The following is a 21,579-nucleotide window of genomic DNA, read 5'->3' as shown; positions in this document are numbered from 1 at the left end:
AAAACCTGTAAAACCTGCATAATTTGTACGAAAAAGCGCTTTTCGAGGGCTTTTCACCGGCTTTAGGGGCCTTCAAAGTCTCCTTTCGGGCTTATTTTTTCGCCTTGTTATCGGCCTTGCACGCTGAAATCTGGGTCAGTGCTTTTTGCTTCATCGCATCGCTGGCGGTGTTGTCCATCAATGACTGAATGTCGGCGGCCGGGTATGACTTGATCGCATCGGCGCCGCAAGCGCAGTGAGCTTTTGCCGCCGCAGCGCCAATTTGCGGAGTAGCTGCCTGGGTGCACTGAGCCATGTACTTTTCGCGTTCACCTTTCGGCCAGTCGGCATGGGCCGCCAATGGCAGCAGCAGGACGATGGGGGCGACGATTGCGAATAAACGATTCAGACGCATGCTGAGATGCTCCTTGTGGGTCAATGTCTTTTTATCTGAGGGGTGAAACGGTGTTCTAGTTCAGCACTCTGTCATAAAAATCGCCGTTCTGCCCCAGCGGAAAACCTTGGCCCGCGTCGACCGTTCATCTGTGCTAGCATGCCCCGCTCGGGTATTTGCAAGCTCCACGGTCCTTCAGTCCGGGCGCGGCAGATGCTCGAATAACCCTGATTTGAATCCCAGTCACTCTGGTTCGGTTTTCCGGTTGGCCGCAAGGCTCCTGCCGCTGTAAGGCAGGCGTTCGTTATTGAATGGCCTGGACCGGATCTTGTACTGGCTCATCCCAACCCACGTGACCTTTGGTAGGGGTCACCACTAGGAGAGGAGGCGCCATGCCAACTATTACTCTTCCCGACGGCAGTCAACGTACATTCGATCACCCGGTTTCCGTAGCCGAGGTCGCCGCATCCATTGGTGCCGGTCTGGCCAAGGCCACCGTGGCCGGCAAGGTCAATGGCAAGCTGGTTGACGCCAGCGACGTCATCGACAGCGATTCCACGCTGCAAATCATTACGCCAAAGGATGAAGAGGGGCTGGAGATCATTCGCCACTCTTGCGCCCACCTGGTCGGCCACGCAGTCAAACAGTTGTACCCGACCGCTAAAATGGTCATCGGGCCGGTCATCGACGAAGGCTTCTATTACGACATCGCCTTCGAGCGTCCTTTTACTCCGGACGACCTGGCCGCCATCGAACAGCGCATGCAGCAGCTGATCGAAAAAGATTACGACGTGATCAAGAAAGTCACTCCGCGCGCCGAAGTGATCGAAGTGTTCAAGGCCCGCGGTGAAGACTACAAGCTGCGCCTGGTCGAGGACATGCCGAACGAGCAGGCCATGGGCCTGTACTATCACGAAGAATACGTCGACATGTGCCGCGGCCCGCACGTGCCGAACACCCGTTTCCTGAAATCCTTCAAGCTGACCAAGTTGTCCGGCGCCTACTGGCGTGGCGATGCCAAGAACGAGCAATTGCAGCGCGTTTATGGCACCGCATGGGCCGACAAGAAGCAGCTGGCGGCTTACATCCAGCGCATCGAAGAAGCTGAAAAGCGCGATCACCGCAAGATCGGCAAGCGTCTGGGCCTGTTCCACACCCAGGAAGAATCGCCAGGCATGGTGTTCTGGCACCCGAACGGCTGGACGCTGTACCAGGTGCTCGAGCAGTACATGCGCAAGGTTCAGCGCGACAACGGTTACCTGGAGATCAAAACTCCACAAGTCGTTGACCGCAGCCTGTGGGAGAAATCCGGGCACTGGGCCAACTACGCCGACAACATGTTCACCACCCAGTCGGAAAACCGCGATTACGCCATCAAGCCGATGAACTGCCCTTGCCACGTGCAAGTGTTCAACCAAGGCCTGAAGAGCTACCGCGAGTTGCCGATGCGCCTGGCCGAATTCGGTGCCTGCCACCGCAACGAGCCATCGGGTGCGTTGCACGGCATCATGCGTGTGCGTGCTTTCACTCAGGACGACGCCCACATCTTCTGCACCGAAGAGCAGATGCAGGCGGAATCCGCTGCGTTCATCAAGCTGACCATGGACGTCTACGCCGACTTCGGCTTCAAAGACGTCGAGATGAAGCTGTCCACTCGTCCGGAAAAACGCGTCGGTTCCGACGAGCTGTGGGATCGCGCCGAAGCAGCATTGGCTGCAGCCCTTGACAGCGCTGGCCTGCCGTATGATTTGCAGCCGGGCGAGGGTGCCTTTTACGGTCCGAAGATCGAGTTCTCGCTGAAAGATTGCCTTGGTCGCGTCTGGCAGTGTGGTACCCTGCAGCTCGATTTTAACCTGCCTGTCCGTCTGGGAGCCGAATACGTCTCCGAAGATAACAGTCGCAAGCACCCGGTAATGTTGCACCGGGCGATCCTCGGATCCTTCGAACGTTTCGTCGGAATCCTGATCGAGCACTACGAAGGGGCATTCCCTGCGTGGCTGGCTCCGACCCAGGCAGTGATCATGAACATCACAGACAAACAGGCCGATTTCGCTGCCGAGGTTGAAAAAACTCTCAACGAAAGCGGATTTCGTGCCAAGTCTGACTTGAGAAATGAAAAGATCGGCTTTAAAATCCGCGAGCATACTTTGCTCAAGGTTCCTTATCTCTTGGTTATCGGAGATCGGGAAGTCGAGATGCAGACTGTCGCTGTGCGTACTCGTGAAGGTGCTGACCTGGGCTCGATGCCCGTCGCCCAGTTCGCTGAGTTTCTCGCGCAAGCGGTTTCCCGGCGTGGTCGCCCAGATTCGGAGTAATTACTATTAAGCGTGAAATGAGACAAGATAAACGAGCTGCACCGAAAGCCCCGATCAACGAGAATATCTCGGCACGCGAGGTTCGGTTAATTGGGGCTGAAGGTGAACAGCTTGGGATTGTGTCAATTGAAGACGCGCTTCTTAAGGCTGAAGAGGCCAAACTGGATCTGGTGGAAATTTCCGCCGATGCAGTACCCCCTGTTTGCAAACTGATGGACTACGGCAAATCGATCTTCGAGAAGAAGAAGCAGGTTGCCGCGGCCAAGAAAAACCAGAAGCAGATTCAAGTTAAAGAAATCAAGTTTCGTCCAGGGACGGAGGAAGGGGATTACCAGGTAAAACTGCGCAACCTGGTACGTTTCCTGAGTGATGGGGACAGGGCCAAGGTATCCTTGCGATTCCGCGGCCGTGAGATGGCCCACCAGGAGCTGGGGATGGAACTCCTCAAGCGAGTTGAAGGTGACTTGCTCGAGTACGGTTCGGTCGAACAGCATCCTAAGATGGAAGGACGCCAGCTGATCATGGTCATCGCCCCGAAAAAGAAGAAGTAATCATCAGGGCACGGCAGGCCTTCTGATTATGTTTATCAACTGAATGCGGAGTATCCGAACATGCCAAAAATGAAAACGAAAAGTGGTGCTGCTAAGCGGTTTCTGAAAACTGCTAACGGTATCAAGCACAAGCACGCTTTCAAGAGCCACATCCTGACTAAAATGTCGACCAAGCGTAAGCGTCAACTGCGCGGTAGCAGCTTGCTGCATCCGTCTGACGTGGCAAAAGTCGAGCGCATGCTGCGCCTTCGTTAATTTTAGTCAAGAATAGAGGAAGTAACTCATGGCTCGTGTAAAGCGTGGCGTCATTGCCCGTAAACGTCACAAAAAAATTCTGAAACTTGCTAAAGGCTACTACGGCGCTCGCTCGCGCGTATTCCGTGTTGCCAAGCAAGCGGTAATCAAGGCAGGCCAATACGCCTACCGTGACCGTCGTCAGAAAAAACGTCAGTTCCGCGCTCTGTGGATCGCTCGTATCAACGCTGGTGCACGTATCAACGGTCTGTCCTACAGCCGTTTCATTGCCGGCCTGAAAAAAGCGTCCATCGAGATCGACCGTAAGGTTCTGGCTGATCTGGCAGTGAACGAAAAAGCGGCGTTTGCTGCGATTGTCGAGAAAGCTAAAGCCACCTTGGCTTAAGTACCCCCGACAGTCACCCGGCCTCACCTCTGTGGGGCCAGGTGTTAAACGTCATAAATAGGGGAAGAGCCTTCAAGCTCTTCCCCTATTTTGTATCTGGAGTCTGTACATGGAAAACCTGGATGCGCTCGTCTCTCAAGCACTAGAGGCTGTGCAAAGCGCTGAAGATATCAATGCCCTGGAGCAAATCCGGGTTCACTACCTTGGCAAAAAGGGTGAATTGACTCAGGTGATGAAGACCCTGGGGAATTTGCCGGCAGAAGAGCGTCCGCAAGTCGGTGCGCTGATCAACGTTGCCAAGGAGCGTGTCACAGAGGTTCTCAATGCCCGCAAGGCACTGTTTGAAGAGGCCGACCTGGCCGCCAAACTGTCTGCCGAGTCCATTGACGTGACCCTGCCTGGCCGTGGCCAGACCTCGGGTGGCCTGCATCCGGTTACTCGTACTCTGGAACGCATCGAACAGTTCTTCACTCACATCGGCTACGGCATTGCCGAAGGCCCTGAGGTTGAAGACGATTACCACAACTTTGAAGCACTCAACATCCCAGGCCACCACCCGGCCCGGTCGATGCATGACACCTTCTATTTCAATGCCAACATGCTGTTGCGCACCCATACCTCGCCGGTACAGGTCCGCACCATGGAATCGACACAGCCGCCGATCCGCATCGTCTGCCCTGGCCGTGTGTACCGGAGCGATTCGGATATTACTCACTCGCCGATGTTCCACCAGGTCGAAGGCCTGCTGGTTGATCGCGACATCAATTTCGCCGACCTGAAAGGCACCATCGAAGAGTTCCTGCGGGTGTTCTTCGAAAAAGAACTGGCCGTGCGTTTCCGCCCTTCGTACTTCCCGTTCACCGAGCCATCCGCCGAAGTCGACATGGAATGCGTGATGTGCAGCGGTAAAGGCTGCCGTGTCTGCAAACAGACTGGCTGGCTGGAAGTCATGGGCTGCGGCATGGTTCACCCGAACGTGCTGCGCATGTCCGGTATCGACCCGGAAGAGTTTTCGGGCTTTGCCTTCGGCATGGGCGTTGAGCGTCTGGCCATGCTGCGTTACGGCGTGAACGACTTGCGTCTGTTCTTCGACAACGACTTGCGGTTCCTCGCGCAATTTCGCTAGTCGTAACGAATTCTTAGGAGAGCAGGATGAAATTCAGTGAACAATGGCTGCGTGGCTGGGTTAGCCCGCAGGTAAGTCGAGACGAGCTGGTTGCTCGTCTGTCGATGGCTGGTCTTGAGGTCGATAGCGTTACGCTGGCCGCCGGCGAATTCACCGGTGTGATCGTTGGCGAGGTGCTGAGCACCCAGCAGCATCCGGATGCCGACAAACTCCGCGTGTGCCAAGTCAGCAATGGCTCGGAGACTTTCCAGGTCGTGTGCGGTGCGCCAAACGTGCGCCCGGGCCTGAAGATCCCGTTCGCCATGATCGGTGCCGAATTGCCGGGCGACTTCAAAATCAAGAAAGCCAAGCTGCGTGGCGTCGAGTCCAACGGCATGCTGTGCTCGCAAGCCGAGCTGCAAGTGGGCGAAGGCAACGACGGCCTCATGGAGTTGCCGGCCGATGCGCCGGTGGGTCAGGACATTCGTGAATACCTGGGCCTGGACGATGCCAGCATTGAGGTCGACCTGACCCCGAACCGCGGCGACTGCCTGTCCCTGGCCGGTCTGGCCCGTGAAGTCGGCGCGCTGTATGCCGCTGAGGTAACCCGCCCGGTGGTGCCTGCGGTACAAGCCGTGCACGATGAAGTGCGCTCGGTTGAGGTGCTGGCGCCTGCCGCTTGCCCGCGTTATCTGGGTCGTGTGATCCGTAACGTTGACCTGTCCAAAGCGACTCCGTTGTGGATGGTCGAGCGTCTGCGTCGTGCTGATGTGCGCAGCATCGACGCTGCCGTCGACATCACCAACTACGTGATGCTGGAACTGGGTCAGCCGCTGCATGCGTTCGATCTCGCCGAAATCAATGGCGGCATCCGTGTGCGCATGGCCGAAGAAGGCGAGAAGCTGGTACTGCTCGACGGCCAGGAAGTCAGCCTGCGTAGCGATACGCTGGTGATTGCCGACCATACCCGCGCTCTGGCAATTGCCGGCGTCATGGGCGGCGAGCACAGCGGCGTCAACACCGCGACCACTCGCGACATTTTTCTGGAAAGCGCGTTCTTCGATCAGATTGCCGTTGCTGGCAAGGCCCGTTCCTACGGCCTGCACACCGACGCCTCGCACCGCTACGAGCGTGGCGTGGATTGGCAGCTGGCCCGTGAAGCCATGGAGCGCGCCACTGGCCTGCTGCTGGAAATCACTGGCGGCGAAGCTGGCCCGATCATCGAAACCGTCAGCGAACAGCACCTGCCTTCGATTGCGCCGGTTACTCTGCGCGCGCAACGCATCACGCAGATGCTGGGCATGGAGATGGATTCGGCCGAAGTCGAGCGTCTGCTCAGCGGCCTGGGTCTGAAGATTGCTGCCGATGGGGCAGGGCAGTGGCGCGTTGAAGTGCCAAGCCATCGCTTCGACATCAGTCTCGAAGTTGACCTGATCGAAGAGCTGGCTCGTCTGTATGGCTACAACCGTCTGCCGGTTCGTTATCCGCAAGCCCGCCTGGCGCCGCAAGCCAAGGCTGAAGCGCGCAGCGATCTGCCCGAGTTGCGTCGCCTGCTGGTAGCTCGTGGCTATCAGGAAGCGATTACCTACAGCTTCATCGATCCGAAACAATTCGAGTTGTTTAATCCGGGTGTAGAGCCACTGCTCCTGGCCAACCCGATCTCGAACGACATGGCCGCCATGCGCTCGTCGCTGTGGCCAGGTCTGGTCAAGTCGCTTCAGCACAACCTGAACCGTCAGCAGGATCGTGTTCGTCTGTTCGAAAGTGGCCTGCGTTTCGTCGGTCAACTGGAAGGCCTGAAGCAAGAGCCGATGCTGGCCGGTGTTGTTTGCGGCAGCCGCTTGCCGGAAGGCTGGGCGCAAGGTCGCGATGTCGTGGATTTCTTCGACGTCAAAGCCGATGTGGAAGCGGTGCTGGGCTTTGCCGGTGCACTGGACTCGTTCACTTTCGTGCCGGGCAAACACCCTGCGTTGCATCCAGGCCAAACCGCGCGCATTGAGCGTGAAGGTCGACTGGTAGGCTTCGTTGGCGCAATCCACCCTGAATTGTCGAAAACTCTCGGTCTCGACCGTCCGGTCTTTGTTTTCGAGCTGGTTCTGGCCGAAGTGGCGTTGGGTAAAATGCCGAAATTCCAGGAGTTATCGCGCTTTCCTGAAGTGCGGCGTGACCTGGCCCTGATCGCCGATACCAGTGTTGCAGCCAGTGCCGTATTGGACGTAATCCGTGAAAATGCAGGCGAATGGCTGACAGACCTCAGGCTATTTGACGTGTATCAGGGTAAAGGTATTGATCCGCATAGAAAAAGCCTTGCAGTTGGCTTGACCTGGCAGCATCCATCGCGCACTCTTAATGACGATGAGGTGAATACCACGACGCAAAACATCCTCACCTCGCTCGAACAAAGGTTGAACGCCACGTTAAGGAAGTGACGTATGGGGGCTCTGACGAAAGCTGAAATGGCGGAACGTCTGTATGAAGAGCTGGGCCTGAATAAACGGGAGGCCAAGGAATTGGTCGAACTGTTTTTTGAAGAAATCAGGCACGCTCTCGAAGACAACGAACAAGTCAAATTGTCCGGTTTCGGCAATTTCGACCTTCGGGACAAACGCCAGCGGCCTGGCCGCAATCCGAAAACGGGTGAAGAAATCCCGATCACGGCTCGCCGTGTGGTCACCTTTCGTCCAGGGCAGAAGTTGAAGGCCCGAGTTGAGGCTTATGCTGGAACCAAGTCATAACGACGAGCTACCCGTCATCCCAGGCAAACGCTACTTCACCATTGGTGAAGTCAGCGAGCTGTGTGCCGTAAAACCGCACGTGCTGCGCTATTGGGAGCAGGAGTTTCCTCAACTCAACCCCGTCAAACGACGCGGAAACCGCCGGTATTATCAGCGACAGGACGTGCTGATGATCCGGCAGATCCGCGCGCTTCTTTACGATCAAGGTTTCACCATCGGCGGCGCACGCTTGCGCTTGTCCGGCGATGAGGCCAAAGACGATACCACTCAATACAAGCAGATGATTCGCCAGATGATTGCCGAATTGGAAGACGTGCTGGTGGTGCTCAAGAAATAAAAACATGCTTTTGAATACTTCCAGTTTTCAAAAGCTTGCGATATATTCTTGAGCGTTCTTCGAGAAGAGGAACGAGATTCACGCCTAGTCGGGGCGTAGCGCAGTCCGGTAGCGCACTAGCATGGGGTGCTAGGGGTCGAGTGTTCGAATCACTCCGTCCCGACCATATTTTTCAATGACTTAGCCCAATCTGAAAAGGTTGGGCTTTTTCATGTCTAAAAAATACTCCCACATTTACTCCCACGGATATCTTGGATCTCGGTAGATATGCCACTTGAGAGGCGTTCGACTCTCGTTTCCCCGGGCAGGTCGTATCAGTACAAGAGCCTGAAGGCGCGAAGACGCTTGTTAAAGGGTTGCCGATTTGGAGAGCGGTTGCGGTTGATGCAGAGTCGCGCCGCAAAGCGTGGTAATCCCTAAGTCTGTAAATACAGTCAAGGTCGTTCTCTCCAAAGAACATTTTGACTAGGCTCTAGAGCGGGAGTTACAGGTCGAAAAAATTCGCTATGCCCCCATTCGCACCGGGTGTACGAGCGATCGCGAATGGCGATTTCTGACAGGGACCAGGATGGATTCGGATGGCTTTCGGTGTACCTCCATCGCAGATTAGACTTTTTGGCCTCGATCTTCGGTTGATGAAGGCAGAGCGGGTGGCGGGTTTGAGCGCTGCTTTTCAGGGTACACCTAAGATGATGTTCACTGATAGCATGTGGCCACTGACTAATCAGCGCTGATTTTCACATTCAATGTGGTGAATGCAATGGCCGATGCTACAGGGAAGTACTTAGACGTCTATCAAAGCTGGCAGCAACACCTCTTCAATTTCAACCTGGCAGTCCGGGAAACCAATACGCCAGGCTTGCGTAAGCCTCAGCTTGCCGCCCTATACGCTTCACTGGGCCACCTGGTGATGTCTCCGGCCACGACCGCAACGATCGTGATGCCAACGGGTACCGGCAAGACCGATACCATGCTTGGTTTGCTTATCGCAGGGCGGTTGGCAAGGACATTGGTACTCGTCCCGTCAGATGCCTTGCGCTCCCAGCTTGTCGAAAAATGCCTCGGGCTGAAAAAACTTCGGGAGATCGGTGCTGTTTCTGCCACAGCACTTAACCCTGTGGTGAGGGCGATCGGCTCAGGAATGTCGGCTGAAGATGTGCAACAGCTTGCCGAGGCGAATGTAATTGTCGCTACCCCGCAAGCATTGCAGCGATTCGACACAGAGTCCCTTCAAGCCTTAGCTGAGCTCTGCAGCCACCTGATCATCGATGAAACGCATCATGTGGCCGCCATGACGTGGGGCAGGGTGAAAACCGCGTTCAAAGAGAAGCCATGCCTGCAGTTTACTGCTACGCCTTTCAGGGAGGACAACCAGCCTCTTGAAGGCAAAATTATCTACAACTACCCGTTGAAGGATGCGCAGATCGATGGCTACTTCAAAGCGATCGAATTTCACCCGGTGCGCGAATACAACCTGGAACTGGCTGACCAAGTGGTTGCTGATAAGGCGGTAGAGTTGTTACGAGGCGATCGAGAACAAGGCTTCAACCACCTACTGATGGTACGTGCACGATCTCAAAAACGGGCTGAATCCCTGTTTGAACTCTACAAAAAGCATGAAGACCTCTCACCCATTCTCATCCACAGCAAGGTGCCGAATCGGGTCAAACTGCTGGGTGAAATTGTCGAGAAGAAATACAAGATCATCGTCTGCGTGGACATGCTGGGCGAAGGCTTTGACCTGCCTGAGTTGAAAATCGCGGCTATTCACGACCAGCATCGCAGTCCGGCCGTCACCTTACAGTTCATCGGTCGTCTAACCCGGGTTGATGACACGCTAGGTGATGCCAAATTCGTCTCGAACATCGCCAACCAGAAAGTCGATTACCAGATGTCGGTGCTTTACAAGGAAAGTGCTGATTGGAGCGCCGTGATTCGAGACGTGAGCCATGACAAGATCGCCCGCGAGGTCGAGAAGGAGACATTCACTGAGCAGTTCCCAGATGATGCTGACTCCGAGGACATTTTCGGGTTGAACCCCAACCCCAAAATCAGTGCGATCGCCTACCATGTGGAGCGCGACCAGTGGCGGCCAGAGAAAGCCAACCACTTCTCGCAGAAGAAAGAACCGCTGCAGTTCCTTTCTATCAACGACGATTCAGACACCATCATCATGGTGACGCGACGAGAATCTCCCGTCGGATGGGCTCAGACATCAGCGATCGTTGACACCAACTGGATTCTCTACCTAGCGTACTACCACGCGCCCGACAAGACGCTATTCATTCACTCCTCCGGTGATGAGTCGCAAGCGACGCGGTTTTTGAATTTGATTGCAAAAGATGCCAGGCGAATCAACGGCGAGCCTACATTCCGAACTCTGCACGACATCAAGCTCATGAAGCTGCAGAACGTAGGGCTGTCCAGGACACGCAAGGATCTGAGATTCACGATGCACGTCGGGCGCGACATCAATACCGTCATCAGTGAAATCGAGAACGGCACGGCGAAGAAGTCCAACATCTTCGCGACGGGCTACGAAGATGGACAGCGCACCACCGTTGGCTGCTCTCACAAGGGGAAAATCTGGGAGATGAACTCTTCCAGCATCATTTACTGGATTGAGTGGTGCAAACGTGCCTCGCAGAAACTCAACGATGCCACGATCAACCCTTCTGAAGTGCTCAAGGATGTGATTCGCTCGGAGAAGATTGAGGGAGCCTGGCCAACTGGACTCTTCTATGCTGATTGGCCTGAGCCCATTGCGATCGAAAACGAGCAGAAAATTTCGCTGGCGCTCAATGGTGAGATCTTCAACCTGCTTGATGTCGAGCTTGGCAAGCCTCAGCGGACCGACGATCTGACACTAGAAGTGCCTGTCATCGCCATAGCAGCAGATGGCACGGAGTGTCAGCTTCCTGACATCACGATACGGTTACTGAACGACAGCTACAAAGTCTCCTGCCCTGGGGTGAAGATCATTTTCGCTGAAGAGAGCTCGTTTGAGCAGTACCTGGATGCGAACCCTTTGGTCCTGCTAGCCGTAGACGGTTCACCCCGTTGCTCAACAACTCATAGAGGCCGGGGTTGGCGCGTTGGATGATCAACGCCGGCAGCGACATCACGGCTTGGGTCGCGTTCTGCACGATGCTGCCCATGATCTGCTGGAAACCTTCGGTGACGCCGTTCAGCTGGTTTTGCAGGGTGTTGGTGAGGCTCATGTTTCCGCACATCATGTTCGCCCGCCATGACCCGCCGACACCGAGACCACTGGGTCGGTAGAGCGAGCTCGGTGAGCCGACTGCCGAGCCGCCACCAATGGTGTACATCACTCGGTCGTCGAGTACTTCACCTTGAGTACCCAGACGGTAATCGCCCTCGGCGGCGTAGGCATGTGTGGCAATGGCGAGCAGTCCACAGAGCAACAGACTCATCGTGCCCAACCAGGGCCGCGCGAGAAGCCGACTCATGAAGCACCTCCTTCGAAGTCGATGCTGAACAGGAAGGTCTGTCCCTCACGTTTGCAGCAGCTATAGGGACGCCACAGCGACCAGGCGTAGCCGCCATCCGCGCTCTGTACCGGATCGCTGGGGAAGATGGCGCACGTGGGCTGCACCTGGGGGTAGAGCAATTGCCATTTGTGGGTCGAAGCGTCGTTTTCAACGATCGGGCCAGGCGGCCAGTAGCCGTCGCGTTTGGCGGGCGTGAGTGGTAAGTACACATGCGGCTGCCAGTTGTGGGTAATCACATCGCCGGCGCGTTGCGCCATGACTGCGGCCGCCTTGAAATCGTCGGGCTGTACCAGAAAGCCCTGCCGGGGATAAACGTTGCCCCACATGTTTCCCGAGACCTGACGACCAATTTCACGGATCCCCGGCATGAGCGATTCGGGGTAGAAACTTTCTGGGATGCCATGGCGCCAGGCCAGTGAGTCCAGGGTACTCAGGTAGTAAGGCATTAATGCAGTTGCACCGCTGGCGCAGGCATAGCCGGATTGCGAAGCCAATTGCGTTGCGACCCAGCCACCGGGGTGGCCGATGCCATCAACGTTCTTGAATCGAGGCAGGTTGTCGCGGCGGGCGTTCGGCGTGATCAGGTTGCCGCCACCTTCTGCACCGCTGATGGGAGCGGAGAGGGTGGTCATCTCGGTCCAGGGGTTATTGCCGGTGGTGGCGTAGCTCGAGACGACCAGTTCAGGAATGAAATGACGAACCTTGGTCGAGGTTTTGACTGTGCAGCCGAAGGGCGTGCAGAGTAGCCAGAAACAAATGCCGACGACCCTGTATTCGAGACAGTTTGGCGAAAGCACGGAGGAGGTGATGCTGACGGTGTCCAGCGCCATGCTTGGGCCGCACGCCAGCAGAATGCTTAGCGCCAAGGGCCTTAGTTTTGTGGGCGGAAGTGACGAGCAGGCAACAGGCATTATCCAGGCTCTCGGTGTATGGCCTGGGCAGGTTCGGTTAGGGACTGAAGACTGTCAGTGGGAATTATGAAGGCGGATCTATCGGATTTGTGAGGCGTGGGTCTATTATTTGACGTGAAGGGAGCTGCGCAGGGTATCGGCGTCTACAAGTAGTTGATCTGTGGTGATTTCGAAAATATTGGCGAGTTTGCACAGGACCAACAGCGAGGGGTTGCCCGCGCATCGTTCGATTTGGCTGACGTAGGTGCGATCCACCTCGGCCATGAGCGCCAGCTGCTCCTGGGTAAGGTTCTTTACGCGCCGCATCCAGCGGATGTTCTCCGCCAGTTGCAGACGAAGTTGTTCGTAGTCTTGAGTCATGCGCGCAAATTGCGCCTTGAGGGACTCTCAATCCACGGGATATAGTCTACATTGGCATTCAACTAGGCCATTTGGTGTTCATGCCTGGTATCGAGCGTTCATTTGGTGTCGTTACGCTTTTCGAAGCTGCGCCCAGCATCTAACAATAAATCAGAAATTTAGGGTGTGTATGGACCAAAACTACATTTCAATTCCTGCGGCGGATGGTTGCCCAAGTCTTCTGACACCTTGGGGCAGCGAATTTTCGCCGATGATCGAGCGTGGTGTGCAATGTGCCCAGGCTTGGCTTGAGGCAACGACCGATATTCCTTTGTGGTGGGAACTGGCGCAAACGCGCAAGACCTTTCCTGTCGGTGACTGCCAAGATGCCTTCGAAGCCGGTTTTCTGTTGAGAATTCAGCAACGGCTTCGGAGCGTGTCACAGTAACCCTGTTGCTTATGGGCGATTGCATCGTCTTGATCGCCCGTTTGCACTCAACCTGGCTGCATCGACACAGACCATGCAGTTTAAGAACGATTGCCGCTTCGCTGGCGCGTTTTTTCCACCGGCTGAACAACTCGGTGGGGGATTGTGCTTCCCTTATTTGGGCGCTGCACCAAGGGCGGCACTTGCTTCAAATGCCACCGGTCATGCATCGAACGTGAAAATCTCTTGAAAGGTATGGTTCCAGACGCCATTCCTCTAGAATGAAGGCTGACAGAAGTAGCTTTCGCCCTGTTACAAACAGGTTTACGTAGCTAAGATTCTGATTAAGTGCAGATTCTGCACGCTCTGAGAACGTGGAGCGCGATATGAAAGCCAAACGAGTGTTGAGTGACGATCTGGTGAGCCGACTGGAGGATAAGATCCCGGTCATGGCTGAAGGCGCCATCAATACCGCCTATATCAACGCCCTGGCTGCCGGCCGCAGTGTGATGGAAGTCATGAACGGCATGCTTGTTGAAACGACTGCTGACGGTAAGCACAAAGTCATTCGGGTGGCCAAGCCCAAGCACAAAGTGACTCTGGGTGGCGTCATTAAGGTGCGCCGTTGCTCATGACTGTCCCTCGGTTGAGGGTCTTTGCTGGACCCAACGGCTCCGGCAAGAGCACGATGAAGAGTGCCATCCCTTCCCACCTGATCGGTATCTACATTAACCCGGATGAAATCGAGAAGGCTGCCAAAGACAGCGGTCGTCTGGAGTTCAGTGATTTTCAACTGGAAGTTGAGGGTGATGAGGTCCTCGGTTTCATTAGGGAGCATCGGCTGGTCAGGTCTGCCCGGCTCGATGAGGAGGCGACCAACATAGGCTTTAGCAGCAACGGCCTGAATTTCCAGACGGTCGCGATGAACTCCTATTTTGCCTCCGTGCTCTCTGACTTCATCCGGAACAAGCTCCTCGAAGACCAGCTGTCTTTCACCTTCGAAACGGTGATGTCTAGCGACGACAAAATCGCTTTTATGCTCAAGGCAAGAGAGTCTGGATACCGAACCTACCTGTACTTTGTGGCAACTGAAGACCCTGACATCAATATCAACAGGGTCAGGAACCGTGTCGCGGCAGGTGGGCACCCAGTTCCCACAGAAAAAATTGTACAGCGCTACGGCCGTTGCCTGAGCCTGCTGCCTGTGGCTATTGCTGCTTCGGACCGGGCCTACATCTTCGATAACTCCGGTGCCGATCTGGTGCTGCTGGCCGAAGTTACGGATGGGACGGACCTTGAGTTCAAGGTTGATGAGGTCCCTGACTGGTTCATGGATGCCTACGTTGAAAAGGTGTCCAACGGCTAGCTGCCGGATTGGCCAAGCTGGGAGCGCCACACCTCCCTTATATGGGCTCTATTCCTCGTGCGCTATCGATCCGTTCAGCTACCCGGTAAGCCGCTTCCAACTCCGAACAGCCATTCTCCTGCATCAGTGTCCAGCGTTCGGCTTTTTCCTCGGGCTCTGTCATGGCCAAAGCGAGGTAAAGACTGGGTGGCACGGCTCGAAACAGCGTCTCGAGCTTTTTCGACAGCACCACTCCCTCGGTGTATTTCCCCGGCTCTTTGCTGGCGGAGAGCAACAGGGCTTTCTGCGCAGGTGAAAGCTTCTTGAACCGTGCGATTTCTTCGATTTCCGCGGGCGGCATATTCAAACAAATCCACCATTCGATCATGTTGAGCATGGTCTGCGCAGCCGTGGGAAAATCAGCAAGGTTCTGCGTCGCCAGCCAGAACCAAGCGCCGAGCTTGCGCCACATCTTCGTCCCCTTGACCACGAACGGCGCCAGCAACGGGTTCTTGGTGATGATATGACCCTCGTCGGTGACCATGATGATCGGTCGGCCCAGGTACTGGTCGCGCTCGGCGAGGTTGTTCACGGTGTTCATCAAGCTGATGTAGCTGATGGACATCTGTGCCTCGTAGCCTTCGCGCGCGTAAGTGGCAAGGTCGACAATGGTCACATCGCTCTCGGGCCAAGGCGTGCCTTCGCGATCGAACAGTTCACCCTCGAAACCCTGGCAAAATAGGTCGATGGACTCGCCCATTTCCTGGGCACGCTCGCGACGTTTCTCCGGCAAGTGCGGGTCGGCGGCGATGCCCAGCAAGGCGTCGCGTACGTCGCGGGTCAGTACCTGGCGACCCGCCGCGACGCAGGTCTGCGCCGCATCGAGAATGCACTCGCGGATCAAGCTGCGATCGGCTCGACTCATGCGCGCCTCTTCTTTGGCCTCGCCGCCGGTGATCATCAGGCGGGCAGTGATTTCCAGTTCGCCGAGAACATCGCGCTGGTCTTCGTGACTGGTTACCACCTCATCGTCCAGCTCATCGATCGACAGACTCGCCACCTGATCCGGCTGCTCGACCAGGCGCCAAGCATCGGCGAACGGGGCGAGACAGACCGAGGCGCCAGGTTTCAATTGGATCTTGTTGACCGACAGGCCCTGTGTCGCGAAGTAGTCTCCCTGCAAGCCGAATGAGTTGCCGGCCTCTACGATAAACAGGCGAGGGCGGTACACGGCCATGACCTGCATCAGTAGGGTGACCAAGGTCGCCGACTTCCCGGCACCGGTGGGGCCGAACAACAGCAGATGACCGTTCATGGCCCGATCCAGGCGTGACAATGGGTCGAAGCTCAATGGCGAGCCGCCGCGGTTGAACAGGGTGATGCCCGGGTGGCCGGTGCCGGTGCTGCGGCCCCAGACCGGAACCAGGTTCGCTAGGTGCTGGGCGAACATCAGGCGGGTGTACCAGTTACGCGTGTCGCGGGCCGGGTTGTAAGCCATCGGTAACCAACGCAGGTAGCTGTTGCAGGCGGCGACCTCATCGCCTTCACTTACCGGTTGCAGCCCCGCGCCCAACAGCGCGTTGGCCAGGCTGACCGAGCGCTGGTGCAATTGCTGTTCATCGTGACCGCGTACGTAGAACGCCAGGGTTCCTCGGTACAGCTTGTGCTGGCGGCCGATGATCGCGCGAGCCTCTTCGACATCCTGACGAGTCTGGGTCGAGGCCAGGTTTTCACCGATGGCTTTGCGAGCTAGGCGGTTCAACTGATCCTCGAGTACATCCTGTGGTTTGACCATTAAGGTCAGACTCGTCACCGTACCTTCGGGTAACTGGTCGAACAGCGCATTCACCGCGTCACCCTTGCGGGTTTCGCCGGTGAGTTGACCAATCGATGGTGCCCGCCGCAGTTTGTCCACCACTATCACCCGGTGGGGTTGATCGTCGAAAAACCAGAGTCCGTGCTGCACATCCGAACGCGGTTCGTTGAAGAACAGCCGCTCGGCAAAGTCATGATCGAAGGGCAGATCCAGCGACTCACCGTCACCCGACTCCGGATAGGCCACGCGGCGGTAGAAATTTTCGGGCGCTTCATCAGTGAGCCTGGGGGCCGGATTGAACCAGGGCAATAACCAGGCATACAGACCTCGGCCATCGACTCGCGTTGAGTGCACCCCGCACGCCTGCAACGAAGCACGGATACGTTCGCAAGCCTGTTGCAGGGATTGCACCGGGGTGAGTCCCGTCTCCTCAGCGTCAGATTCAAGCCAGCGATAGACCACCAGACGCACCCGTCGGTTATTGCCGCGCCAGGGCAGGCGCGTCACCACCTGATCCTCAAACAGACCACCGGGCTTGGCGATGGCCTTCAGATGACGGCGGCTGAGCTGCAAATACGCCTCGGTGAAGACCGTACCTCGCGCGCTGTTCTGAATATAATCGGTGAGCTGGGTCAGGTAGGGTGTGAAGTCGTTGTCGTCTTGACAGAAAAACTGCGCCACCCAAGGCGCTTGATCCAGCTCGTCAAAGCTATCTTGCAGGGCGTCTTCGAGGGCGTCGCGGACCGCCATCAGCCAATCGGGTTCGCGCCCTTCGGTGCCGATGGGCAGCAACTCGAACACCGCACCCACCGAGCGATTGTCATCCAGTAGAAAACACTGCTCAGTGTCGAGGTATTCGACCCAAGGCAGGTAATCGGTGAAGCTGGGGTTGTGCGCATAGAGTGCGGCCTCATCGGCCAAGGTCGCGCGAGGGCGCAATGGATTGCGCCAGCCTTTCCACGTGGGAGTGCGATTGCCCGAATCGCCGCTACGCACTACAGGTCTTCCTGACGTTCACCAGGTAATGCGTACTGCACACGTTGGTAGAACGGAAAGACGGTCGAGTAACCTGGGATCGGTGCCTGCTCGGTACCACTCAGATGCGGATACACGTATAGCACCAGATCGGGATTGGGCAAGCGAGGGAACAGGTTGCGGATCTCGTTCGCCGCTGTGCGAGTGTACGGTTCCTGGAGAGAAAAGGAGAAATCTGCTTGAGCCAACGGGCGGCGTAACTGCTGCCGAGCATCCAGCAGTTGCTGCTGAGTGCCTTGCGAACCGGCGCCGTTCCAGATGTCCAGCATGGTTTGCTCTCCATGGGGCAGAAGCGTCTCCTTGTCGGTGGAGCACCCCGCCAGGACCCAGCAGAACACGCTAATCCAGGTCAGGCAGGGAGGCATGGTCTTTTTCATGGCGAACGCTCCGGCCCTTGGGCTCGTAGTCGATGGTGATCTCATGGTCGAGGTGCAGCGCGACTTGTGCTGCCGGTGGCACGTACACGGCAGCAAAGGCTTCGCCATACAGCTTGTTGACCCACTCGCGGATGTCGCTGACCCCGCCGCTGAGAATTGAATTCAGCGCGCTGTTGCCACTGCTACTGGTGACCCCGAGGGTACTGCCGCCTGAACTGATCACGCTGCTGTTGTTCCGCTCATCCCCGAGCAGGGCGGCGACACCGGCGCCGGCGGCAGTGATCAGGCTCTGGCTGCCGAGGTATTGCTGAGCGTTCGAGCGGCGCTCGCCAGCGATGCAAGGAATGCCATACGGATCGGACAGGTAACCGAGTCCGCCGCGGATCTTGTCGGTGTTTGAGCTCTGGGTGGTGGAGGCAGTGCGGCTGGCTACTGCTTTCGGCTGAGGTACCGTGCGGATGGTGCCATCGGTAAACACAAAGGTGATTGACTCGACCTGTCCACGTACGCAAGACAGGGTCCAGTCACCGGACGCGGTGCCGCTCATTACGGCACCCGCGACGTCTGGCAGGTCGATGCCGTTGGCGGTCAGGTTCTCAGGGCCGACCAGCACTTTGAAGGGATAGGGATCATTCACAGTGCCGTCCACCGGGACGCGGCCGATCAGCGCGGTCATGGCGACTGAGCCCATCAATGTCGCGTTTTCGGGGATGGTGTAGACCGGCTTCGCCCCTTCGGTTCGGTCAACGGATCGCGTCAGGTCACGCTCACCCTTGGTGACTGCACGTAGCTGTTTCTGGCTGCGATCAATAGGATTGTCTTTCAAGCCTTCCAGTGAGTTGAAGGCGGTAGGCAGACTCAATGCGAGGGAGGAGGTCTTGGTTTTGCCTCGGGTGTCGGTGCCCGAAGCATCCGAGGGTTCAATCCACTGCAGCGCATCATTGGCAGGATGCTGTCCGTCAAACTGAGCACCGTCGCCAGGCTCGAGCCCCAATCCGATTGGCATATCCTTGCCTTTGCCGGTCAGCCCCGACAACTGATCCTGCAATTGCGTGAGCAGGCCGCGAGCCTGACGACTGTCTTGTTCCGCTTTGAGTCGGGCCTCGTTGGCTTGGCGGCGGCCTTCGTCGACCTGCTGGGTCACACTGCCAAGCGCGGTCTGGATACGCGAATCGACACTGTTTTCCCGCTCGCGTAGGCGGTTGTTTTCCGTCTGCAGTGAGTCATTGTGTTTCTTCAAACCGAGCATGTCGCTGCGCATGGCCTTCACCTGGCCGACCAGGGTGGCGACCGTGTCGCGTGGGGTATCGCCCGCAATGCCGAGCGACTTGGCTTGCTCGGCGGATAATTGAATATTGCCCTGATCAACTGGGTGCTCTGGAGAAGGTGTGCTGCCACCCGGGACCCAGGTTTTCAGGATGATCAGTACCACGCCCAGCAGCGCAGCCGGTACCAGCCATTTGAGCAAGGCGTTAGCTTTCATCGTCAGCACCTCGCGCAACGGGCGGTAGCAGCACGGCTTGCTCGAGGCCGGCACCGCGGGTGACAAGGTAGGCGATCGTGGTGTCTTCAGCGCTGCCGACAGGCCCGAGGAAAGCATGCTGGAAGGCCGCGGCGAACAGCTTGGCCTGAAGTCGACGTGGATCGAGTTGCACCGTCTCTGAACCACGATTGCGCAATTTCACCGCCGTCACCCAGTAATCACCGAGTCGCCAGACGGCGATGGGTGTGCTGGACACGTTTTCGGTCGGCAGCAGGGTCGGCAGTTCGGTACGCAGCTTGAGCGGGACGCGGCGTACACCGGGCAGGGACTCCACGGTGCGCAGCGGCGCGTACAGGCTTTGCGCGGCGTAGCGCGTCAAAGCGACCGGGATCGGTGTGCGTTCTGGAACAGGGACGGTGCTAGATTCAGCCTCGGTAGCTTGCCCCTGAGCATTCTTGAGAATACGTACGGGCTCCAGCGGTTGATCGCCGGGAGTGGCCGCGATATCCAGGAGGATGATCTCGCCCGTCGTGACCGATTGCAGCTGCAGTCGGGTCATTGGATCGCTCCCGCATGACCACGCTGTGCACTCGATGAGGCAGGATGCCGACTCGACGGGCCTCGATCTTGAAGGTCACCCGCGCGTTGTCTTCGCTGTCCTCCCACTCATCTCGTATCGTGCGGCCCTCGACCAGCACACGCATACCTTTCTGGTACAGCGTGCTCCAGTGTTCAGCCTCGCGGTGCCAGAGCTCAACCGGCGCCCAATAGCCGCCTCGATCTTCGTAGCCGCCCTCGCGTGGCACGGGGTTGTCGAAGTACACATTCAGCCGTAGCAAACGCCGTGGCTCGTCATTGCCTGAGGCGAATTCCTGGAACTCTGGCGCACTGCCGATGTTGCCTTCGCCGACGAAAAAAGTACTCATCGTGATATCTCCGCTGCGGTTGTGAACTGGCGCAGCAGCCGTTCGGCACTGGCCATTTTGATCGCGCAGGTCGAGGCCTGGCGGTAAAGCGAATGCACCACGCTCATCTGCAGGTTCAGTGCAATACGGTTGCATTCGAAACGGTGCAACCCCTCGCGTACGGCCTGCGGTTGGGTCTTGTTGCGGACCTGGCGTTCCCAGACCGCAACCCCCATGCGGGCGAAGTCACGGGTTCGCCAACGCAAAAAGGTGCTGCCCGCGCTGGTGTTCTGCAGCACCAATCGAATATCCAGCAGTGAGTACGGGGGCTGTCCGGCTTGCTGCACAACAGCTTCCATCAGGTGACATAACTGCGCCTCGATTTCCCTCGCCACCTGCGCCAGGTGGTCCAACTCCCCCTTACCCTTAAAAGGTTTTAAAAGGCCTTTTAGGGAGGCAGCGTGTTCGAGCTGTCGATAGGCATCCGGTGTTAACGCTTCGAAGGGCATTGGTTGAGCCGGGATCATGAGATTCATGCTTCGTCCTCCGGCTCATCCACCGTCGCAGATGGCTCTCTCGCTTCCTCTGCCAATGCGTCCGCGTCATCCACTGCCACAGCACCACGACGAATGATCGGTGGCGCGAACTGGGAGCGGCGATGACCCTCAAGAATGTCCATGGGGGGCAAACCCATCTTCTCGATGGCCGCCAGAGCACGGGCATTGTTCGCTGCCATGTCATCACGGGTGACGCCAGAATGCCGATAGCGCTGCGCCTGGCCGAACAGGCTGCGCAGCAGATGGGCGCCGTCATCGATCCAGGCTTCCATGTCGACGCGGCCGATCAAGGCTGTGTGATGGGCCAATAGGGTACGACGCACCAGGGTGTCGTAGTCGGTCAGCAGGTAGACCGCCAGAAAACCCAGCTGGCTGCCGATGTACAACGGCAAGGTGACGGGGTGGATGTTGAGGTTGTCGCCCATGTCGATCTGTGTCGGCAGGTCCTGTCTGATCCGATCCAGCTGTTGGGTCAGTTCCAGCATCCCAGCCTTGGCCTGCATCAGTTTTTCTTCGAGTTGTACGATGGCCCAGTCGGCATAGGGATCGTCCTGAGCCGCGGTTTGTTTGATCAGGTTGGTGACACTGATGTAGCCGGCCATGCCCATGATCGAGTGAACGCCTTCGCGTGCGGTCCGCCCTTGCCAGATACGGGCGGCGTGGTGAGTGTGCAGGGTCAGGGTGATGCTGCTGCGCAATGAACCCAGGTTGAGTTGGTAATGATCGGCCACGGCGTTGTCCTCGCATTCGCTTGGACGGAAACGTTGCGGCAGATGAGGGTCAAGGACAGCCAAAAAACTGAATGCGGTCTGTTCG

General features: G+C 57.2%; 22 protein-coding genes, 1 tRNA gene and 1 pseudogene. 13 read left to right on the top strand and 11 right to left on the bottom strand.

The window, feature by feature from the left end; all coding sequences use genetic code 11:
* Positions 1 to 91 precede the first annotated feature (91 nt).
* A complete protein-coding gene (locus F8N62_RS15660) occupies positions 92 to 394 on the bottom strand; it encodes a hypothetical protein (RefSeq protein ID WP_150709200.1) in 303 nt (100 codons plus the stop codon).
* Positions 395 to 765: 371 nt separating this feature from the next.
* Here F8N62_RS15660 and thrS point away from each other — a divergent pair, with 371 nt between their 5' ends.
* From thrS to F8N62_RS15610, 10 genes are all read left to right on the top strand, one after another.
* Positions 766 to 2,688, top strand: a complete 1,923-nt coding sequence (gene thrS, locus F8N62_RS15655; protein ID WP_150709201.1) for a threonine--tRNA ligase — start codon at positions 766 to 768, stop codon at positions 2,686 to 2,688.
* Positions 2,688 to 3,239, top strand: a complete 552-nt coding sequence (gene infC / locus F8N62_RS15650; RefSeq protein ID WP_176469887.1) for a translation initiation factor IF-3 — start codon at positions 2,688 to 2,690, stop codon at positions 3,237 to 3,239. Before thrS ends, infC begins: the two co-directional genes overlap by 1 nt.
* Positions 3,240 to 3,299: 60 nt before the next feature.
* The gene (rpmI, locus tag F8N62_RS15645; protein WP_002553160.1) at positions 3,300 to 3,494 is read left to right on the top strand and encodes a 50S ribosomal protein L35; all 195 of its coding nucleotides are present in this window, start codon (positions 3,300 to 3,302) and stop codon (positions 3,492 to 3,494) included.
* A 28-nt stretch (positions 3,495 to 3,522) separates the two neighbouring features.
* Positions 3,523 to 3,879, top strand: a complete 357-nt coding sequence (gene rplT / locus F8N62_RS15640; RefSeq protein WP_007905879.1) for a 50S ribosomal protein L20 — start codon at positions 3,523 to 3,525, stop codon at positions 3,877 to 3,879.
* A gap of 109 nt (positions 3,880 to 3,988) precedes the next feature.
* Entirely contained in the window at positions 3,989 to 5,005 is a 1,017-nt protein-coding gene (gene pheS / locus F8N62_RS15635; protein WP_150709202.1) for a phenylalanine--tRNA ligase subunit alpha, read from the top strand.
* A gap of 26 nt (positions 5,006 to 5,031) precedes the next feature.
* Positions 5,032 to 7,413 carry a phenylalanine--tRNA ligase subunit beta gene (pheT, locus tag F8N62_RS15630; RefSeq protein WP_150709203.1) on the top strand — a complete coding sequence of 794 codons (2,382 nt, stop codon included), beginning with the start codon at positions 5,032 to 5,034 and terminating at the stop codon, positions 7,411 to 7,413.
* A gap of 3 nt (positions 7,414 to 7,416) precedes the next feature.
* A complete protein-coding gene (ihfA, locus tag F8N62_RS15625) occupies positions 7,417 to 7,719 on the top strand; it encodes an integration host factor subunit alpha (protein ID WP_002553164.1) in 303 nt (100 codons plus the stop codon).
* Positions 7,700 to 8,056, top strand: coding sequence for a MerR family transcriptional regulator (locus tag F8N62_RS15620; RefSeq protein ID WP_003179985.1), 357 nt, complete (start codon positions 7,700 to 7,702; stop codon positions 8,054 to 8,056). Before ihfA ends, F8N62_RS15620 begins: the two co-directional genes overlap by 20 nt.
* 89 nt (positions 8,057 to 8,145) lie before the next feature.
* Positions 8,146 to 8,222, top strand: a tRNA-Pro gene (locus F8N62_RS15615).
* A gap of 594 nt (positions 8,223 to 8,816) precedes the next feature.
* A complete protein-coding gene (locus F8N62_RS15610; RefSeq protein ID WP_224791320.1) occupies positions 8,817 to 11,159 on the top strand; it encodes a DEAD/DEAH box helicase in 2,343 nt (780 codons plus the stop codon).
* On the opposite strand, the pseudogene F8N62_RS15605 reads toward F8N62_RS15610, so the two are convergent.
* The 3 genes and pseudogenes from F8N62_RS15605 to F8N62_RS15595 form a co-directional block, all read right to left on the bottom strand.
* Positions 11,095 to 11,526 (bottom strand): annotated as a pseudogene (locus F8N62_RS15605) (integrating conjugative element protein); the annotation flags it as partial. The gene F8N62_RS15610 and the pseudogene F8N62_RS15605 overlap by 65 nt on opposite strands.
* Positions 11,523 to 12,479, bottom strand: a complete 957-nt coding sequence (locus F8N62_RS15600; RefSeq protein ID WP_032903622.1) for a TIGR03756 family integrating conjugative element protein — start codon at positions 12,477 to 12,479, stop codon at positions 11,523 to 11,525. The pseudogene F8N62_RS15605 and the gene F8N62_RS15600, both read right to left, overlap by 4 nt.
* A gap of 105 nt (positions 12,480 to 12,584) precedes the next feature.
* Positions 12,585 to 12,839: a helix-turn-helix domain-containing protein gene (locus F8N62_RS15595; RefSeq protein WP_020300913.1), complete on the bottom strand. Its 255-nt coding sequence runs from the start codon at positions 12,837 to 12,839 to the stop codon at positions 12,585 to 12,587.
* Positions 12,840 to 13,008: 169 nt separating this feature from the next.
* On the opposite strand from F8N62_RS15595, the gene F8N62_RS15590 reads away from it, so the two are divergent.
* The 3 genes from F8N62_RS15590 (at position 13,009) to F8N62_RS15580 (ending at position 14,611) form a co-directional block, all read left to right on the top strand.
* Positions 13,009 to 13,266, top strand: coding sequence for a LasR-specific antiactivator QslA (locus F8N62_RS15590; protein ID WP_076964374.1), 258 nt, complete (start codon positions 13,009 to 13,011; stop codon positions 13,264 to 13,266).
* Positions 13,267 to 13,631: 365 nt separating this feature from the next.
* Positions 13,632 to 13,880, top strand: coding sequence for a hypothetical protein (locus F8N62_RS15585; protein ID WP_020300912.1), 249 nt, complete (start codon positions 13,632 to 13,634; stop codon positions 13,878 to 13,880).
* Positions 13,877 to 14,611, top strand: a complete 735-nt coding sequence (locus F8N62_RS15580) for a zeta toxin family protein (protein ID WP_020300911.1) — start codon at positions 13,877 to 13,879, stop codon at positions 14,609 to 14,611. Before F8N62_RS15585 ends, F8N62_RS15580 begins: the two co-directional genes overlap by 4 nt.
* A 37-nt stretch (positions 14,612 to 14,648) precedes the next feature.
* Here the strand turns inward: F8N62_RS15580 and F8N62_RS15575 are convergent, their stop codons facing one another.
* The 7 genes from F8N62_RS15575 to F8N62_RS15545 are packed head-to-tail and all read right to left on the bottom strand — an operon-like array spanning position 14,649 to position 21,494.
* Positions 14,649 to 17,402: a conjugative transfer ATPase gene (locus F8N62_RS15575; protein ID WP_150709204.1), complete on the bottom strand. Its 2,754-nt coding sequence runs from the start codon at positions 17,400 to 17,402 to the stop codon at positions 14,649 to 14,651.
* Complete coding sequence (locus F8N62_RS15570) at positions 17,402 to 17,818, bottom strand: TIGR03751 family conjugal transfer lipoprotein (RefSeq protein ID WP_032903625.1); 417 nt, start codon at positions 17,816 to 17,818, stop codon at positions 17,402 to 17,404. Before F8N62_RS15570 ends, F8N62_RS15575 begins: the two co-directional genes overlap by 1 nt.
* A complete protein-coding gene (locus F8N62_RS15565) occupies positions 17,781 to 19,301 on the bottom strand; it encodes a TIGR03752 family integrating conjugative element protein (RefSeq protein WP_020300908.1) in 1,521 nt (506 codons plus the stop codon). The genes F8N62_RS15570 and F8N62_RS15565 overlap by 38 nt, the downstream gene beginning before the upstream one ends.
* On the bottom strand, positions 19,291 to 19,806 hold the full coding sequence (locus tag F8N62_RS15560; RefSeq protein WP_263597215.1) for a TIGR03749 family integrating conjugative element protein: 516 nt from the start codon (positions 19,804 to 19,806) through the stop codon (positions 19,291 to 19,293). Before F8N62_RS15560 ends, F8N62_RS15565 begins: the two co-directional genes overlap by 11 nt.
* Positions 19,727 to 20,227 carry a single-stranded DNA-binding protein gene (locus F8N62_RS15555; RefSeq protein WP_224791321.1) on the bottom strand — a complete coding sequence of 167 codons (501 nt, stop codon included), beginning with the start codon at positions 20,225 to 20,227 and terminating at the stop codon, positions 19,727 to 19,729. Before F8N62_RS15555 ends, F8N62_RS15560 begins: the two co-directional genes overlap by 80 nt.
* Positions 20,224 to 20,742 carry a DUF3158 family protein gene (locus tag F8N62_RS15550; protein WP_032903630.1) on the bottom strand — a complete coding sequence of 173 codons (519 nt, stop codon included), beginning with the start codon at positions 20,740 to 20,742 and terminating at the stop codon, positions 20,224 to 20,226. The genes F8N62_RS15555 and F8N62_RS15550 overlap by 4 nt, the downstream gene beginning before the upstream one ends.
* Entirely contained in the window at positions 20,739 to 21,494 is a 756-nt protein-coding gene (locus F8N62_RS15545; protein WP_020300887.1) for a PFL_4669 family integrating conjugative element protein, read from the bottom strand. The genes F8N62_RS15550 and F8N62_RS15545 overlap by 4 nt, the downstream gene beginning before the upstream one ends.
* Positions 21,495 to 21,579 lie beyond the last annotated feature (85 nt).

Source organism: Pseudomonas fluorescens, assembly GCF_902497785.1.
In the GTDB taxonomy this organism is placed as follows: Bacteria; Pseudomonadota; Gammaproteobacteria; order Pseudomonadales; family Pseudomonadaceae; genus Aquipseudomonas; species Aquipseudomonas fluorescens_BO.
The sequence above is the reverse complement of the archived record's forward strand: the minus strand, read 5'-3'. Positions and strand labels throughout refer to the sequence as shown.

What these genes read in the sequence shown, in the direction of transcription:
- F8N62_RS15660 (WP_150709200.1), bottom strand. Translation starts at nt 394, where the DNA reads ATGCGTCTGAATCGTTTATTCGCAATCGTCGCCCCCATCGTCCTGCTG.
- thrS (WP_150709201.1), top strand. Translation starts at nt 766, where the DNA reads ATGCCAACTATTACTCTTCCCGACGGCAGTCAACGTACATTCGATCAC.
- rpmI (WP_002553160.1), top strand. Translation starts at nt 3,300, where the DNA reads ATGCCAAAAATGAAAACGAAAAGTGGTGCTGCTAAGCGGTTTCTGAAA.
- rplT (WP_007905879.1), top strand. Translation starts at nt 3,523, where the DNA reads ATGGCTCGTGTAAAGCGTGGCGTCATTGCCCGTAAACGTCACAAAAAA.
- pheS (WP_150709202.1), top strand. Translation starts at nt 3,989, where the DNA reads ATGGAAAACCTGGATGCGCTCGTCTCTCAAGCACTAGAGGCTGTGCAA.
- pheT (WP_150709203.1), top strand. Translation starts at nt 5,032, where the DNA reads ATGAAATTCAGTGAACAATGGCTGCGTGGCTGGGTTAGCCCGCAGGTA.
- ihfA (WP_002553164.1), top strand. Translation starts at nt 7,417, where the DNA reads ATGGGGGCTCTGACGAAAGCTGAAATGGCGGAACGTCTGTATGAAGAG.
- F8N62_RS15620 (WP_003179985.1), top strand. Translation starts at nt 7,700, where the DNA reads ATGCTGGAACCAAGTCATAACGACGAGCTACCCGTCATCCCAGGCAAA.
- F8N62_RS15610 (WP_224791320.1), top strand. Translation starts at nt 8,817, where the DNA reads ATGGCCGATGCTACAGGGAAGTACTTAGACGTCTATCAAAGCTGGCAG.
- F8N62_RS15600 (WP_032903622.1), bottom strand. Translation starts at nt 12,479, where the DNA reads ATGCCTGTTGCCTGCTCGTCACTTCCGCCCACAAAACTAAGGCCCTTG.
- F8N62_RS15595 (WP_020300913.1), bottom strand. Translation starts at nt 12,839, where the DNA reads ATGACTCAAGACTACGAACAACTTCGTCTGCAACTGGCGGAGAACATC.
- F8N62_RS15590 (WP_076964374.1), top strand. Translation starts at nt 13,009, where the DNA reads ATGGACCAAAACTACATTTCAATTCCTGCGGCGGATGGTTGCCCAAGT.
- F8N62_RS15585 (WP_020300912.1), top strand. Translation starts at nt 13,632, where the DNA reads ATGAAAGCCAAACGAGTGTTGAGTGACGATCTGGTGAGCCGACTGGAG.
- F8N62_RS15580 (WP_020300911.1), top strand. Translation starts at nt 13,877, where the DNA reads ATGACTGTCCCTCGGTTGAGGGTCTTTGCTGGACCCAACGGCTCCGGC.
- F8N62_RS15570 (WP_032903625.1), bottom strand. Translation starts at nt 17,818, where the DNA reads ATGAAAAAGACCATGCCTCCCTGCCTGACCTGGATTAGCGTGTTCTGC.
- F8N62_RS15565 (WP_020300908.1), bottom strand. Translation starts at nt 19,301, where the DNA reads ATGAAAGCTAACGCCTTGCTCAAATGGCTGGTACCGGCTGCGCTGCTG.
- F8N62_RS15555 (WP_224791321.1), bottom strand. Translation starts at nt 20,227, where the DNA reads ATGAGTACTTTTTTCGTCGGCGAAGGCAACATCGGCAGTGCGCCAGAG.
- F8N62_RS15550 (WP_032903630.1), bottom strand. Translation starts at nt 20,742, where the DNA reads ATGAATCTCATGATCCCGGCTCAACCAATGCCCTTCGAAGCGTTAACA.